We start from the raw sequence: 13,690 nt of genomic DNA on the forward strand, positions 1-13,690 counted from the left end.
GGGGGTGCGGTCCGGTGCGGGGACTGGGGGGGGGAATCGGGTGGGGGACGGTCAGAGGGGGATCCGCAGGGTGCCGGGGATCGCGTCGAGCAGGGTGCGGGTGTAGTCGGTGCGGGGGTGGTCGAAGATCTCCTGGGCCGTGCCGGACTCGACGATGCGACCGCGCCGCATGACACCGACGGTGTGCGCGATCTGCCGGACGACGGCGAGGTCGTGCGAGATGAAGAGGTAGCTGAGGGCGAACTCGCGCTGGATGGTGCTCAGCAGCGTGAGGATCTGATGCTGGATCGACACGTCGAGGGCGGAGACCGGTTCGTCCAGCACGATGAGCTCCGGCGAGATCGCGAGAGCGCGGGCGATCGCGACGCGCTGCCGCTGCCCGCCGGACAGCTCCGACGGCCTGCGGTGCAGCACCGAGGAGGGCAGCGCGACGACATCCGTCAGCTCGGCGGCCCGTGCGCGGCGCTGCGCCCGGTCTCCGAGGCGGTACGCGATCAGCGGGTCGCAGATGATCTGCTCGATCGTCAGCCGCGGGTTCAGCGCGGCGTAGGGGTTCTGCTGCACGAGCTGCACCCGGCGGCGCAGCTGTCGCAGCTCGGCGCCGCGCAGCGCGGTGACGTCTGCGCCGTCGACCAGGACGGATCCGGAGGTCGGGTCGGTGAGGCGCAGCGCCAACCGGGCGGTGGTCGTCTTGCCCGAACCCGACTCGCCGACCAGGGCGAGCGTCCGGCCGCGTTCGATCCGGAAGCCGACGCCGTCGACGGCGCGCTGCACGGCGCCGCCCGGACCGGGCACCGCGAACTCCTTCACGAGCGCGTCGACCTCCAGGACGGCGTGGGCGCTCGCCGGGCGCTCGGCGGCGTCCCGGGGAGCGAACGGATCGCCCGGACGTCCGCGCAGCACGACAGGCGCCGGATCGGCGGCGATCACGGGGTCGTGATGTGCGTTCAGGCCGGGGGCGGCCGCGATCAGCCGGCGGGTGTACGGATGCTCGGGCGCCCGCAGCACCTGCTCCGGCGTTCCCTGCTCGACGATCCCGCCCTGGGACATGACGACGATGCGGTCGGCCCTGTCCGCGGCGACGCCGAGATCGTGCGTGATGAGCAGCAGGCTCGCGCCGCGTTCGCGTTTGAGTTCGTCGAGGTGGTCGAGGATCTGCCGTTGCACGGTGACGTCGAGGGCGCTCGTCGGCTCGTCGGCGACGATCAGCTGCGGGTCGGCGGCGATCGCGATCGCGATGAGGACGCGCTGCCGCATCCCCCCGGACAGCTCGTGCGGATACTGGCGGGCTCGCAGCGCGGCATCGGGGAGGCCTGCGCGTTCCAGTGCCTGCACGGCGCGCTCCGCGGCGCTGCGACGATCGGCGAGCCCGTGCACGCGCAGCACCTCGGCGACCTGCGTGCCGATCCGCTGTACGGGGTTGAGGCTGACGGTGGGATCCTGCGGCACGAACCCGATCCGGCGTCCGCGCACGGAGCGCAGCACCGCGTTCGGCGCCGTGGCGAGGTCGATCCCGTCGAACCGGATGGCGCCGGAGGCGATCTCCGCGGCACCAGGGAGCAGCCGGATCACCGCGTGCACGGTCGTGGACTTGCCGGATCCGGATTCGCCGACGATCGCGACGGTCTCGCCGGGCGCGACCGACAGGCTCACGTCGCGCACCGCGTCGACGCGTCCGCGCGAAGTCCGGTACGCCACGGACAGGGATTCGATCTCCAGCAGCGGGGTCTCCGAGGTCATGATCCGACCGTCCCTTCGGTGTCGAGTCCGCGCGCCAGCCGGTTCGCGGCGAGCACGGTGAGGGCGATGACGAGTCCGGGGAACGTGGTGAGCCACCAGGCGTTGCGGAGGAAGTCGCGGCCTCCGGACACCAGGGCGCCCCATTCCGGAGCGGGAGCGGGGGCGCCGTATCCGAGGAAGCTCAGCGCGGAGACGGCGAGGATCGCGCCGCCGAGCTCGAGCACGCCGAGCGCGATCACCGGCCCGGTGGAGTTCGGCAGCACGTGCCGGAGGAGCACCCTGATGCCGCTGCTGCCCGATGCGCGCGCGGCCTCGACATAGGCGGAGTTGCGCACCTTGATGACCTCGGCGCGCATGATGCGCGACACCGAGGCGACGCTGGCGATGCCGACGGCGATCGCGACGTTGACGGTGCCGAAGCCCAGAGCCGTGATGACGGCGAGCGAGAGCAGCAGGCTCGGGATCGCGAGCAGCACGTCGGCGGCCCGCATCAGGACGGCGTCGGTCCGCCCTCCGGCGAACCCGCTCAGCAGGCCGATCGCGGAGCCCGCGATCACGCCGACGGCCACGGCCAGAGATGCGGCGCTGATCGTCAGCGAGGTGCCGTGCACGATCCGCGTGTAGAGGTCGCGCCCGATCTGGTCGGTCCCGAACCAGTGCGCCGCGGAGGGCGCCTGGAGGTGTTCGGCGGGGATGCCGGTCAGCGGATCGCCGGGGGCGAGCAGCACCGGCGCGACCGCGGCGACGATGACGACGAGGAGCCAGAGCAGGGAGGCCGCGGCCGCCGGGCGCCGTGCGAACCAGCTCCGCCGGCGCCGGCTGGACGCCTCGCGTCCGCGGTGCGAGGCGCGCTCCGCGACCGCGTCGTCGAACCGGTTTGCGGCTGTCCCGCCGAATCCGTCCGCGGGGTGCTGAGTGCCGTCGGGCAGCAGGGCGACGGTGTCGCTCATCGGACTTCCTCCAGGACGGCGTCGATGTCGACCGAGGTCGACTCGGTGAGAGCGGGGGTCGTGGTGGAGGTCGCGGCGCGCGAGCGACGCCGGCGGCGCGGCGCCGATGTCAGCTCGATCCGCGGATCCAGGAGCGGATAGATCAGATCCACGACGAGATTGACGATGACGAAGACGAGGGCGGCGAACAGCACGACGCCCTGGACGACGGGGATGTCCTGCTGCTGCACGGCGGTCGCGGTGACGCGGCCGATGCCGGGGCGGGAGAAGACCGTCTCGGTGACGACCGTGCCGCTGAGCAGCTGACCGACGATGAGTCCGGTCACCGTCAGGGCCGGCAGCGCCGCGTTGCGCAAGGCGTGCCGCAGGTGGATCCTGGCGCGGCTCGCACCCTTGGCGACAGCGGTGTCGATGTAGGGCTCGCGGAGCGCGGCCGTCAGGCTCTTCGACAGCAGCTGGGCGATCATCGCTCCGGTCGGCAGCGCGAGGGCGATGGACGGGAGGACGAGGGACGCGACGCCGCGGTCGCCCATCGCGGGGAACAGCGGCAGCTGGAACGAGAACAGCTGGATGAGGATCAGCCCGAACCAGAAGGCGGGGATCGCCACCCCGAGCGGCGGCAGGCCGAGCAGGAAGGCGGACAGCGCACGGCGGCGCACGAAGGTCGCGAGCACGGCGAGCGAGGCGCCGGTGACGACCGCGATGACGAACCCGAGGCCCGCGAGCTGGAGCGTCGGCGGGATCGCCTCGCCGATCACCTGGGAGACGGGACGTCCTGTGTCGATCGATGTGCCGAGGTCGCCCGCGAGCACGCGGCCGAGACGAAGGACGTACTGCACGGCGAGGGGCCGGTCGAGGCCGTAGGCCGCTTTCAGCGCCGCGAGCTGCTCGGGGGTGACGTCGCTGGCGTCGCCGCCGGTCTTGAGCGCGACGGGATCGCTCGGCAGCGCGTAGAGCACGATGAACGACACCGTGTAGGCCGCCCACAGCACGATCACCGCCTGGCCCAGTCTCGAGGCGAGGTAGCGCGCGACGGCCGATCGAGACGCGTTCGCTGTCGACATGGGGTGCTCCTTTCGCGCTTCGCGGCACGGATCCGGGGGATGGGTGCGGAGCGTGAGGGCTCCGTCCGAGCGATGCTCCCATCGGCGGCGGCACCCGTCGCGGGCAGGGGTCACCTGCTGATGCAGACGGTCAAGAACCGTCGTGCTCCGTCATGCGGCGTCGCATCGTGACACCGGGCGACACAGTCCGGGGCGCGGTCGCCGAGAACGCCGGTGCTGCGCCTACCGTGGGTCACCCGGCCCGCATCGAAGACGGCCCGCATCGAAGAGAGGAGAGGGATCCGCGTCATGACGACCACATCCCCCGACGACCACGTCCTCGACAACCCGGCGTGGCATGCGCTGACCGGGCCGCACTCGTCCTTCGCGCTCGGCGGCGACCTGGTGCGCCGGTATCCGGCCGACGTCGCGCCGTTCGTGGCGGTGCGCACCTGGGAGCACCCGGGAGTGTGGCAGGCGCTCGTCGAGTTGGTCGGTCCGGGGCAGGAGATCGGCATCTCCGGTGCGGATCCCGAACTCCCGGAGGGATGGGAGGAGCTCGGCCGCGGCGACGGGGTGCAGCTGGTGCAGACCGACGCGCTGCGGCCTCTCCCGTTCGATGAGGCGGTCGAGCTGGGGGCCGACGACGTGCCGGAGATGCTCGCCCTCGTCGAGCGGAACCAGCCGGGGCCCTTCCGCCCTCGCACGGTCGAGCTGGGGCGCTACATCGGGATCCGGCGCGACGGCCGCCTCATCGCGATGGCGGGGGAGCGACTGCATCCGCAGGGCTGGACGGAGATCAGCGCAGTCGCGACGGATGCCGAACACCGCGGGCAGGGTCTCGCCTCGCGTCTCGTCCTGGATGTCGCGCACCACATCCAGCGGCGGGGGGATCGGGCGCTGCTGCACGCCGCCGCGGCGAACGTCGGAGCCATCCGCGTCTACGAGCGCCTGGGCTTCACGCTGCGCCGGCGGACCACCTTCCTCGCCGTGCGGACCCCGGCGATCGCGGGCGATCGCGTGTTCGCGGGGACGCCATGACCCGATCCTCCGGCCTCGGCTTCGCGACCAGGCAGCTGCATGCCGGCGCCGGCGACGCCGATCCGCACCGGTCGCGGGCGACGCCGATCCACCTCAGCGCGGGATTCGTGTTCGAGGACTTCGACGAGGCGCACGCCCGGTTCGCGGGGGCCGCGGACGGGTTCTCGTACACCAGGGTGGGGAATCCCACCAACGCCGCCGCGGAACGCCGTATCGCCGATCTGGAATCCGGGGCCGGTGCCCTGCTCGTCGGCAGCGGGCAGGCCGCCGTGGCGGTCGCGATCCTGTCCCTCGTCTCCGCGGGCGACCACATCCTCGCCTCCCCGAGCATCTACGAGGGCACGCGAGAGCTTCTGCGCGACGACCTGTCGCGCTTCGGCGTGCGGGCGACGTTCGTCGCCGAGCTGAACGACCTCACCGCCTGGGAGGCCTCGATCCGCCCGGAGACGCGCGTGCTGTTCGCCGAATCCATCGCGAACCCGAAGAACGAACTGCTCGACATCGCAGGGGTCGCCGAGATCGCCCACCGGCACGGGATCCCGCTCATCGTCGACAACACGCTGGCGACGCCCTACCTGCTGCGTCCGATCGAGCACGGCGCGGACGTCGTGGTGCACTCGGCGAGCAAGTTCCTCGCCGGCCATGGCACCGTGCTCGGCGGGTTCATCGTGGATGGCGGACGCTTCGCCTGGGACGCCGCGGGAGCACGGTTCCCGCACCTCGCCGTCGACCGCGCGGCGGACGGCCTGACCCGGGTCGAGCGTTCGGGAGCGGCCGCGTTCCTGGAGCAGGCCAGGCAGGTCGCGATGCGCTACGGCCCGACGCCCTCTCCGCTCAACGCGTTCCTGATCCTGCAGGGCATCGAGACGCTGTCCCTGCGCGTGCAGCGCCAGTCGGCGACGGCCTCGAGGATCGCCGTCTGGCTGGAGGACCACCCGGCGGTGGCGTCGGTCGATTACACGGGCCTGGTGTCGAGCCCGCATCGCAGGCTCGCCGAACGCTACCTCCCCCGCGGCCAGGGCTCCGTCTTCGCCGTCACCGTGCACGGCGGCCGCGCCGGCGCACGGGCGTTCACCGATGCCCTGACCCTGTTCACGCGGATGACGCATCTCGGCGACACCCGCTCCCTCGTGCTGCACCCGGCGTCGACGACGCACGTGCTGCGCGACGAGGCCGAGCTCACCGCTGCGGGCATCGGACAGGGGCTGCTCCGCCTGTCGATCGGGCTGGAGGATCCGGAAGACCTCATCGCCGACCTCGATCGGGCGCTCGCCGCGGCAGCCGAGGCGGAGATCCTCACGAGAGCAGGAGTGAAATGACCCGACCGCAGCACTTCGGCTGGTTCCTGTCCCGCGGCTTCGGCCCGCACGGCTGGGCCCGCCCGTACCAGGAGTGGAACTACGCCTGGCAGCGCCCCGACCTCTACCAGCAGTCCGCACGGGATCTGGAGCAGGCCGGGTTCGACTTCGTCCTCATCGAGGACGCCCTGTCGGTCGGGATCACCCCCTCGACGCTGAACCTGCGGGTGCGCAAGGCGTACGGGGGTCCCAAGCACGACCCCTGGACCCTCGCCCCGTACCTGTTCGCGGCGACCCGGCACCTCGGTGTCATCCCGACGGCGAACCCCGCGTCGCACCCGCCGTACCTCGCGGCGCGGCAGTTCGCATCGTTCGCGCACCTGAGCGGAGATCGGCTGGGGCTCAACGTGGTCACCGACGTCGGCAGCGCCCACCACTTCGGCACCGAGCGCCTGCCGCACGACCAGGCCTACGACAGGGCGCAGGAGTGGCTGGATGCGCTGCGGCTGCTCTGGCACAGCTGGGACGAGGACGCGCTCATCGCCGACCCGGTCTCGCAGGTGTACGCGGACGGATCCAAGATCCGGGCCGTGCAGCACCGCGGGCAGTACTTCTCGTTCGACGGGCCGCTCAACGCCGAGCCGTTGGCCGCGGGGGATCCGGTCGTCGCCTCGCCCGGCGGTTCGCCGCGCGGGATCGACTTCGCCGGACGCAACTCCGAGATCCAGCTCGCGCTCTCGAACCTCGACGTCGAGAGCGTCCGGGCGTACCGCGCGCGAGTCCACGACGCCGCGGCCGCGCAGGGTCGCAGCCCGGAGGACGTCTCGATCCTGTTCGTGTTCAAGCCGATCGTCGCGGCGAGCGTCGAAGAGGCCGACCGGATCGTGCAGGCATCGCTGTCGCCCGGCGAGGATGTGCTGCGGGAGGTCGCCGAAGCCTGGTCCAGCGATCTGGAGACGGATCTGACGGCGTTCGACCTCGACCGGCCCCTGGATCCGGCCGTCGCCTTCGGCGACCACGTCTCGAAGGGCACGATCCGGGGACTGCTCGGCCACCACGACTCCTTCGACGGGGTGCCGCTGCGGGACATCCTGGCCGGCAAGGCGCGGCTGGGGCGCATCACGGACGGGCGCGGCGGCACGGTCGGCACCGCGGAGGAGATCGCCGACGTCATCCAGGCGCTCGGCGACGACGCGGGCAACGACGGGCTCATCTTCTCCGGCGACCTCCACCCGGTCACGATCCACCGCACGCTCGACGAGCTCGTGCCGGTGCTTCGCCGTCGCGGCATCCTGCGCGACGGCTATGCCGACGGCGGGCTGCGCGCCAACCTCACGTCGTTCTGACCATGACATCACTCTCGGAGGGAATCCCATGACCCGGATCGCCGTGCTAGTGGGGAACCCCCAGCCCGCTTCGCGCACCCGTCTCGTCGCGGAGGAGGTGGCCTCCTTGCTCGGCGCCCGGGGCGGCGCGGACATCGACGCCACGATCGACCTCGCGGACGTCTCGGAGGGGCTCTTCCGCTTTCCCGAGCCGCGGCTCGACGACCTGCTGAGCCGGGTCGCGACCGCGGATGTGGCGATCATCGCGAGCCCCACCTACAAGGCCGCCTACACGGGCCTGCTGAAGGCGTTCCTGGACCGCTACGGATCCGACGGGCTGCGCGGTGTCATCGCCGTGCCGGTGCTCACGATCGGCGCTCCGACGCATGCGTTGGCGGTGGAGACGACCCTTCGCCCGCTCCTGGTCGAGCTCGGCGCGAGCGTGCCGACCCGCGGGCTGGCCTTCCCCGCCTCGGCCGTCGAGGAGCGGGCGACCCTCGTCGGAGACTGGGTGGCGTCCGAGTGGCCGAGGATCAGCCACGCGTTCGGCAACGGGACGGAGTCGGGGCGATGAACGTCCGCCTCCGTCCGGCCGGGACAGCGGTCTCCGGCGTCGCCGCCGCGTCCGATGCGGCCTCCGGCGACGCGACGGGAGCGACGCCGTCGGGTGCGGGTGCGGAGGGCGCGCGACTCGAGCCGGCCTGCCGGGAGGCCGCGCACCGGGCGCAGCTGCTCGCCGCCCTGTATTGACCCGGGGCGGACGAGCCGGCTGCCGACCGCAGCCCTCAGACCGGTTCCCGGCGTCCCAGGATGTGCTCGTCGGGGATGAGGATCCCTCCGGAGGTGTTGGCGGAGTTCGCGTAGGTCTGGATGCGGGCGGGATCCAAGGCCGGCGGTTCCGGCTCGTCGAACTCGAACCGCAGCTGGACGGACGGGTGCAGCCAGATCGTCGACCGGCCGCGCGGCTGCCCCTCGTCGTGGCGCCAGGACAGGGTGAAGCTCTCGTTGCGGCGCAGCTTCGTCGCGATCACGACCTTGAGATGGGCAAGAGCCACATCGTCGATCTCGATCTGGTGCTCGGAACTGCCATAGAAAAGGGCGCCCATGTCGGCTTCTCTCATTCGGTGTGCTGTATCGCCACGAGACCCGTGTCAAGAAAGCGCAATTGTTCGGATATGCGTGTGCGCGGTCCTCGAGGGGATCGAGGCTGCGGACTCGCGGGAGGGGGTGTGCGTCGGGTTCAGACCTCGGGGCGGACGGGTGCCGCCGGAGGCGCGAAGTGGGGGATCGGGATCGGCTTCCTGCGGCGCGCGAGCGCCCGACGGAGGTCTTCGACGACGTTCGCCGGGCAGACGAATCTCGTCGGCAGGCCGAAGTCGACCAGCCAGGTGACCTCGCAGCCCTCCTCGGTCCGGAAGATGCATGCCACGGCGGACCGCTCGTCGTGCGCGTCGTACTGATGGTCGCTGATGATCCACTCGTCGCCCGCGACCTGTCGCAGCTCGAACCGTGAGTCGGGAGTCATCATCGTCATGCGATGCTCCCTTCGTCATCGTGCCGAGGCGGCACGGCTTCCTGGCGGGGCCCGGCGTCCGGGTCGCCGGTCGTTCCGTTGGATGCGGGGATCTCCGGGTCGCTCACGCGCAGCCGGTCGGGGCGGAACCCGTGCTCGACGCCCCAGAGGACCGCCTCCGTGCGGGACGTCACGCCGATGCGGCGATAGCCGGAGCGGATGTAGGTCTTGACCGAGTTGATGGAGAGGTGCGTGCGCTCGGCGACCTCCGCGTTGGACAGGCCCTGCGTGATGAGCGCGAGCACCTCCGACTCGCGGACGGTGAGCCCCTCTTCGCGGCCGGGCCAGTCGCCCGCCGTGATCGGGGGCCTGCCCTGGGTGTCGATCCAGACCTGCGGGCCGCCGGTGCAGATCTGCTGCAGCGCCGCGACCAGCTGGCGTGCGGGGATGCCCTTGTACACGTAGCCGTCGGCGCCGTCCGCGATCGCGCCGCGGATCGCGCCCTCGTCGCGGGCCCAGGAGTAGACGACCACCCGCTCGACCTGCGGGTTCGCGGAGAGGTTCCGCACATCGGCGCTGTCGCCGTGGGTGGATCCGAACGTGTCGCAGAGGGCGACGTCGACGGATTCGCTGACGGGCTTGTTCAGGTCGAGCTCGACGATCTGGACGACGTCCTGGTACGAACGCAGCATCGACGCGAGACCGCGCACGACGACCTCGTAGTCGTTCACCAGCGCGATGCGCAGCAGCGGAGCACCCGTGCTCTTCTTCGTCGTGCGCTGGTCGTCACCGGATTCGCTCATGGGGGCTCCGACCTTCTTCCCTCTGTGATGCTGCGCCCGGCGGGGCTGGGCGGGACAGGCCTTCGGATCCCTGTCGCTGTCTCCCACGCTAACCAACGGCCGGGTGGTTGTCTTCACCCCTAGGGGTGAAAGGCGGAGCGCGCATTCGGCGGGTCTCGGCAGGACAAGTCGCCGCACCTGGCGGTGTCATGCCCTACGGGGATTTCCGACACTGGGATCCGATGCGCTCGACATCGAAAGTGAAGGAGTCTCCATGACCAGCACCCTCGCCCGTCCGCCGTTCGACCCTGAGCTCGAGGCGGTGCTGACCCTGCTCGGGGATCAGATTCCGCCGTCGATGACGCCCGAGATGATCCCGGTCGTCCGCGAGGGGATGACGTCGATGACGCCCGGCATCGACGACCTTCTCGCCGATCGGCCCCTGACGCAGCACACGGTCGAGATCCCCGGTTACCGGGGTGACACGATCGAGGTGACGGTGATCCGCAGGACGGACCACACCGGTCTCGGCCCCGAGATCTATCACACCCACGGCGGCGGCATGGTCATCGGCGATCGCTTCGCCGGCATCGAACCCGTGCTCGCGTGGGTCGAGAAGCACGATGCGGTGGCCGTGACCGTCGAGTACCGGCTCGCCCCCGAGTTCCCCGACCCGTACCCCGTCGAGGACAGCTATGCGGGACTGGTGTGGACCGCGCGCAACGCCGCAGAGCTCGGCATCGACGCCTCCCGCCTCATCGTGTTCGGTACCAGCGCCGGCGGTGGCCTTGCCGCAGGGATCAGTCTTCTCGCGCGGGACCGCCGCACGCCGGCGATCGCGGGACAGGTGCTGCAGTGCCCCATGCTGGACGATCGGGACGCGACGGTGTCCACCCGGCAGATCGAAGGTGTCGGAGTGTGGGACCGCAACAGCAACATCACCGGCTGGAGCGCTCTGCTGGGCGACCGCCGCGCCGGAGACGACGTCTCCATCTACGCAGCGCCGGCACGCGCCGTGGACCTGGCGGGGCTGCCTCCGGCGTTCATCTCCTGCGGGAGCGCCGAGGTGTTCCGCGATGAGGACGTCGCCTATGCGTCGGCGATCTGGGCCGCCGGCGGTCAGGCCGAACTGCACGTGTGGCCTGGCGGGTTCCACGGCTCCGAGATGCTCGCCCCGCACGCACGGATCTCGCAGCAGTCCAACGAGAACCTCGACAAGTGGGTCGCCAGGATCCTCGCGGCCTAGTCGGCACCGCTCTGCGCCGGAACGCCCGGTCTTAGACTGGTCTTCCGGCGCAGAGGAGCGCATCATGCAGGAACTCGCAGGCAAGTTGACGGCATTCGACCCGGAGGCCAGTGAGAGCCTCAAGGTCATCTCCTACTTCGACGCCCTGATCTCCGGAGGCGTCGGGGTGGACGGCCTCCTCAGCGGCGCGGCGGTGCTGTCTGGCACGATCGCGGGTGCCGAAGTGCGAGGACGGACCACACGCCGCGACCCCGACGGGCGTCGGGTGGAGATCGCGCCGCTCGCAGAGCAGCACCCCCGCCGCACCGGTGACGGATGGAGCGTCTGGCTGGAGCGCGTCGGAGTGCCGTTCGCCAGCGACGAGATGATCGTCGAACGCCTCGCCCTCGCCATCGATCTGCTCTCCGTGCGGTGGAACCCCGACTCGACACTCGAGATCGCGATCGACGAGACCCGGTCCGCCGACGAGCGAGCCGCTGCGCTCGCGCGCCTGCAGATCGACCCCGGCATGCGGCTGCGGCTCATCGCCACCTCGGCGAACGACACCCCCGTCGGCCGGCCGTCGACGATCGTCGCGACGAAATACGGCTTGCTGCGGGCGACGATCGACGTGCAGGAGGATCCGCGCCTTCCCGGTCGCGCGGGGATAGGCACGTGGGAACGCGCGGAGAACGCGCCTGCCTCTTGGGGCGGCGCGGTCGTCGGCTACCGGCTCGCCACCGACGAGATCCCCGTCGTCGACTCGTCGATCCTCGGCGCGATGCTGGTGCTGGCGCGGGCCTACGACCCGGCCCACCCGCACCCGGACGTCGTCGCGCTGCGGAAGCTGGACGAGCGCACGACCCAGATCCTCCTGGCGCTCGCCGAAGCGGAGAGCATCCGCGCCGTCGCCGCGCACCTGGGAATGCATCACTCCTCGCTGCAGGCGCGCCATGAGGCGCTGACCCGCGAGCTCGGCTACGACGTGCGCACCACCGTGGGCCGCATCCGCTACGGCGCCGCGGAGCTGCTGCGCCGCCTGACGGTGTAGACGGCGCAGCAACGGAAATCAGGGCCCGGTCAGCGCGCCAGATCGCCGGCCGGCGCCTGCGCAGCGGCGTCGGGACCGTGTCGCCCGTCGAATCCTTCGAGCGCCGCCAGGATCTCCTGCTGCATCGAGGCGACGGCAGGCGCCCACTCGCGGTGGGTGAAGATCAAGAAGTCACGATCCTGGATGGCTTCGACGACCTGTTCGCCGACCTTGTCCGGGTCGGCGCCGTGCGAGAGCATCGCGTCGTTCGCGGCCGCGTGTGGGTTCATCTCGGTGTCGAACTTCTTCGCCTCCTGTTCGGCGGCGCTGAGCGTGATCCTGGTCGCAACGCTTCCCGGGCACAGCAGCGAGACCCCGATGCCGGTGCCCGCGAGTTCTGCGCGCAGAACCATTGTGAGTCCGACGCTGGCGAATTTAGAGGAGACGTACGACCCGATGTGCGGGATCGGCAGCAAGCCGGCCATCGACGCGGTGTTCACCACATGCGCACGTCCGCCACGGCTCTTGAATCGCGGCACGAACGTCTGGATGCCCAGGAGCTGCGCGTCCACATTAATCGAGTGCACCCACCGCCACACCTTCATAGGCGTCTCGTCAAGGTCTCCGCCGCCGATCACGCCCGCGTTGTAGCACAGGATCGAGATCGGTCCGATCGCGGCTTCCGCTCGATCGGCCGCGGACGTCCACTGGTCGGGATCGCTCACGTCGAGCGGGATGCCGATGACCGTGCCGCCGGCATCGCGGAGCTCCTGGACCACGTCCCCCAGACGCGCCGCGTCGAGATCGGCGAGCGCCACTCCCGCCCCGGCCGCGACCAGGGCCTTCGCGATCCCGAGACCGATTCCCGATGCCGCGCCCGTGACGAACGCCGCTTCACCTTCTGGCCACACCATGTCTTCCTTCCTCGCCGAAGGCGGGTTCTCCGTCTCGCACGCGACCGCAACGTGGCGGTGCGGCGGCGTCGACGTCCTTCGGCTTGCTGTTCCGGCCCACGACGCCGTGGGGCACTTCCATGGTCGAGGGCTGCGGAGCGGCGTGAAACCGCCGTCCGCGGCAGGATCAGCGGTCTTGACCCGCCAACCGATCGTTGCGGGAGAAGGCCGAGGTCCTTGCGAGAGGATGATCCGGTGAGCTACGACGCGGACGAGACGGTCTTCGAGCACGTGGGGCGGCGGATCCGGCTCGAGACGAACGCGCAGTTCGACGCGCTGGTCTCGGCCTTCGAGGAGGCGGTCCCCGCGCTGTCCGACGACCAGGCGTTGGCGGAGCTGCGCGGGGGCGACTGGGCGGGGTTCGTGCGCGGGCTGCAGTGGGAATCGCCGAGCGGGTTCGTCCGGGTGTGGACCTCGCGCCCCGACGCGCTCATGGCGCACGCGGGAAGCGACGCCCGCAGCGTGGTGTGGCTGATCGCGCACCACGGGATCGCCGCGCGGCTGTTCCGCCACGATCCGGGCACCATGCTCTCCTCGCCCCTGCGCATCGAGATGCACACGTCGAAGACGCCGGGGACGACGCTGGGCTTCGAGGTGCCCAGCGCCCGGCTCGGCGGCTTCGGCGTCAACAAGATCGCGCAGGCCGGCGCCGAGCTCGACCGCGCACTCGGAGACCTCATCGAGGATCTCGGTCTGCCCCGCCCCGCCGCGCTGCGCCGCTGACGCGGCTCACAGCCGGACGGGCTGCTGGTCGGAGCGGCTCACGGTCAGACCGGCTCACTCGGAACCT

15 protein-coding genes are annotated in these 13,690 nt (G+C 71.2%); 8 read left to right on the forward strand and 7 right to left on the reverse strand.

The features are described from left to right. Positions 1–51 precede the first annotated feature (51 nt). From B7X32_RS11415 to B7X32_RS11425, 3 genes are read right to left on the reverse strand one after another with little or no spacing between them, the layout of a single operon-like run. Entirely contained in the window at positions 52–1,740 is a 1,689-nt protein-coding gene (locus tag B7X32_RS11415) for an ABC transporter ATP-binding protein (RefSeq protein ID WP_292719592.1), read from the reverse strand. Further along, positions 1,737–2,690, reverse strand: coding sequence for an ABC transporter permease (locus tag B7X32_RS11420; RefSeq protein ID WP_292719594.1), 954 nt, complete (start codon positions 2,688–2,690; stop codon positions 1,737–1,739). The genes B7X32_RS11415 and B7X32_RS11420 overlap by 4 nt, the downstream gene beginning before the upstream one ends. Beyond that, positions 2,687–3,754 carry an ABC transporter permease gene (locus B7X32_RS11425; RefSeq protein ID WP_292719596.1) on the reverse strand — a complete coding sequence of 356 codons (1,068 nt, stop codon included), beginning with the start codon at positions 3,752–3,754 and terminating at the stop codon, positions 2,687–2,689. The genes B7X32_RS11420 and B7X32_RS11425 overlap by 4 nt, the downstream gene beginning before the upstream one ends. A gap of 288 nt (positions 3,755–4,042) precedes the next feature. Between B7X32_RS11425 and B7X32_RS11430 the strand changes: the two genes are divergently transcribed. From B7X32_RS11430 to B7X32_RS11450, 5 genes are read left to right on the forward strand one after another with little or no spacing between them, the layout of a single operon-like run. Then, on the forward strand, positions 4,043–4,774 hold the full coding sequence (locus tag B7X32_RS11430) for a GNAT family N-acetyltransferase (RefSeq protein ID WP_292719598.1): 732 nt from the start codon (positions 4,043–4,045) through the stop codon (positions 4,772–4,774). Continuing rightward, positions 4,771–6,093 carry an aminotransferase class I/II-fold pyridoxal phosphate-dependent enzyme gene (locus B7X32_RS11435; protein WP_292719600.1) on the forward strand — a complete coding sequence of 441 codons (1,323 nt, stop codon included), beginning with the start codon at positions 4,771–4,773 and terminating at the stop codon, positions 6,091–6,093. The genes B7X32_RS11430 and B7X32_RS11435 overlap by 4 nt, the downstream gene beginning before the upstream one ends. Then, the gene (locus tag B7X32_RS11440; RefSeq protein WP_292719602.1) at positions 6,090–7,418 is read left to right on the forward strand and encodes an NtaA/DmoA family FMN-dependent monooxygenase; all 1,329 of its coding nucleotides are present in this window, start codon (positions 6,090–6,092) and stop codon (positions 7,416–7,418) included. The genes B7X32_RS11435 and B7X32_RS11440 overlap by 4 nt, the downstream gene beginning before the upstream one ends. A gap of 28 nt (positions 7,419–7,446) precedes the next feature. After that, complete coding sequence (locus tag B7X32_RS11445) at positions 7,447–7,971, forward strand: NAD(P)H-dependent oxidoreductase (RefSeq protein WP_292719604.1); 525 nt, start codon at positions 7,447–7,449, stop codon at positions 7,969–7,971. Next, positions 7,968–8,147, forward strand: a complete 180-nt coding sequence (locus tag B7X32_RS11450; RefSeq protein ID WP_292719607.1) for a hypothetical protein — start codon at positions 7,968–7,970, stop codon at positions 8,145–8,147. Before B7X32_RS11445 ends, B7X32_RS11450 begins: the two co-directional genes overlap by 4 nt. Positions 8,148–8,182: 35 nt before the next feature. Here B7X32_RS11450 and B7X32_RS11455 read toward each other — a convergent pair whose 3' ends face one another. From B7X32_RS11455 to B7X32_RS11465, 3 genes are all read right to left on the reverse strand, one after another. Further along, positions 8,183–8,503: a hypothetical protein gene (locus B7X32_RS11455; protein ID WP_292719609.1), complete on the reverse strand. Its 321-nt coding sequence runs from the start codon at positions 8,501–8,503 to the stop codon at positions 8,183–8,185. Positions 8,504–8,637: 134 nt separating this feature from the next. Then, a complete protein-coding gene (locus B7X32_RS11460; protein ID WP_292719611.1) occupies positions 8,638–8,931 on the reverse strand; it encodes a hypothetical protein in 294 nt (97 codons plus the stop codon). Then, a complete protein-coding gene (locus tag B7X32_RS11465; RefSeq protein ID WP_292719613.1) occupies positions 8,928–9,713 on the reverse strand; it encodes a response regulator transcription factor in 786 nt (261 codons plus the stop codon). Before B7X32_RS11465 ends, B7X32_RS11460 begins: the two co-directional genes overlap by 4 nt. Positions 9,714–9,966: 253 nt before the next feature. Here B7X32_RS11465 and B7X32_RS11470 point away from each other — a divergent pair, with 253 nt between their 5' ends. Further along, on the forward strand, positions 9,967–10,938 hold the full coding sequence (locus B7X32_RS11470; RefSeq protein WP_292719615.1) for an alpha/beta hydrolase: 972 nt from the start codon (positions 9,967–9,969) through the stop codon (positions 10,936–10,938). 64 nt (positions 10,939–11,002) lie between these two features. Then, entirely contained in the window at positions 11,003–11,968 is a 966-nt protein-coding gene (locus B7X32_RS11475; protein WP_292719617.1) for a hypothetical protein, read from the forward strand. 29 nt (positions 11,969–11,997) lie between these two features. On the opposite strand, the gene B7X32_RS11480 is transcribed toward B7X32_RS11475, so the two are convergent. After that, complete coding sequence (locus tag B7X32_RS11480; RefSeq protein ID WP_292719619.1) at positions 11,998–12,861, reverse strand: SDR family oxidoreductase; 864 nt, start codon at positions 12,859–12,861, stop codon at positions 11,998–12,000. A gap of 234 nt (positions 12,862–13,095) precedes the next feature. On the opposite strand from B7X32_RS11480, the gene B7X32_RS11485 reads away from it, so the two are divergent. After that, the gene (locus B7X32_RS11485) at positions 13,096–13,623 is read left to right on the forward strand and encodes a hypothetical protein (RefSeq protein ID WP_292719621.1); all 528 of its coding nucleotides are present in this window, start codon (positions 13,096–13,098) and stop codon (positions 13,621–13,623) included. The last annotated feature ends 67 nt before the right edge of the window (positions 13,624–13,690 follow it).

The sequence above is a fragment of the Microbacterium sp. 13-71-7 genome (assembly GCF_002257455.1).
Lineage (GTDB): Bacteria > Actinomycetota > Actinomycetes > Actinomycetales > Microbacteriaceae > Microbacterium.

What these genes read in the sequence shown, in the direction of transcription:
- B7X32_RS11415 (WP_292719592.1), bottom strand. Translation starts at nt 1,740, where the DNA reads ATGACCTCGGAGACCCCGCTGCTGGAGATCGAATCCCTGTCCGTGGCG.
- B7X32_RS11420 (WP_292719594.1), bottom strand. Translation starts at nt 2,690, where the DNA reads ATGAGCGACACCGTCGCCCTGCTGCCCGACGGCACTCAGCACCCCGCG.
- B7X32_RS11425 (WP_292719596.1), bottom strand. Translation starts at nt 3,754, where the DNA reads ATGTCGACAGCGAACGCGTCTCGATCGGCCGTCGCGCGCTACCTCGCC.
- B7X32_RS11430 (WP_292719598.1), top strand. Translation starts at nt 4,043, where the DNA reads ATGACGACCACATCCCCCGACGACCACGTCCTCGACAACCCGGCGTGG.
- B7X32_RS11435 (WP_292719600.1), top strand. Translation starts at nt 4,771, where the DNA reads ATGACCCGATCCTCCGGCCTCGGCTTCGCGACCAGGCAGCTGCATGCC.
- B7X32_RS11440 (WP_292719602.1), top strand. Translation starts at nt 6,090, where the DNA reads ATGACCCGACCGCAGCACTTCGGCTGGTTCCTGTCCCGCGGCTTCGGC.
- B7X32_RS11445 (WP_292719604.1), top strand. Translation starts at nt 7,447, where the DNA reads ATGACCCGGATCGCCGTGCTAGTGGGGAACCCCCAGCCCGCTTCGCGC.
- B7X32_RS11450 (WP_292719607.1), top strand. Translation starts at nt 7,968, where the DNA reads ATGAACGTCCGCCTCCGTCCGGCCGGGACAGCGGTCTCCGGCGTCGCC.
- B7X32_RS11455 (WP_292719609.1), bottom strand. Translation starts at nt 8,503, where the DNA reads ATGGGCGCCCTTTTCTATGGCAGTTCCGAGCACCAGATCGAGATCGAC.
- B7X32_RS11460 (WP_292719611.1), bottom strand. Translation starts at nt 8,931, where the DNA reads ATGACGATGATGACTCCCGACTCACGGTTCGAGCTGCGACAGGTCGCG.
- B7X32_RS11465 (WP_292719613.1), bottom strand. Translation starts at nt 9,713, where the DNA reads ATGAGCGAATCCGGTGACGACCAGCGCACGACGAAGAAGAGCACGGGT.
- B7X32_RS11470 (WP_292719615.1), top strand. Translation starts at nt 9,967, where the DNA reads ATGACCAGCACCCTCGCCCGTCCGCCGTTCGACCCTGAGCTCGAGGCG.
- B7X32_RS11475 (WP_292719617.1), top strand. Translation starts at nt 11,003, where the DNA reads ATGCAGGAACTCGCAGGCAAGTTGACGGCATTCGACCCGGAGGCCAGT.
- B7X32_RS11480 (WP_292719619.1), bottom strand. Translation starts at nt 12,861, where the DNA reads ATGGTGTGGCCAGAAGGTGAAGCGGCGTTCGTCACGGGCGCGGCATCG.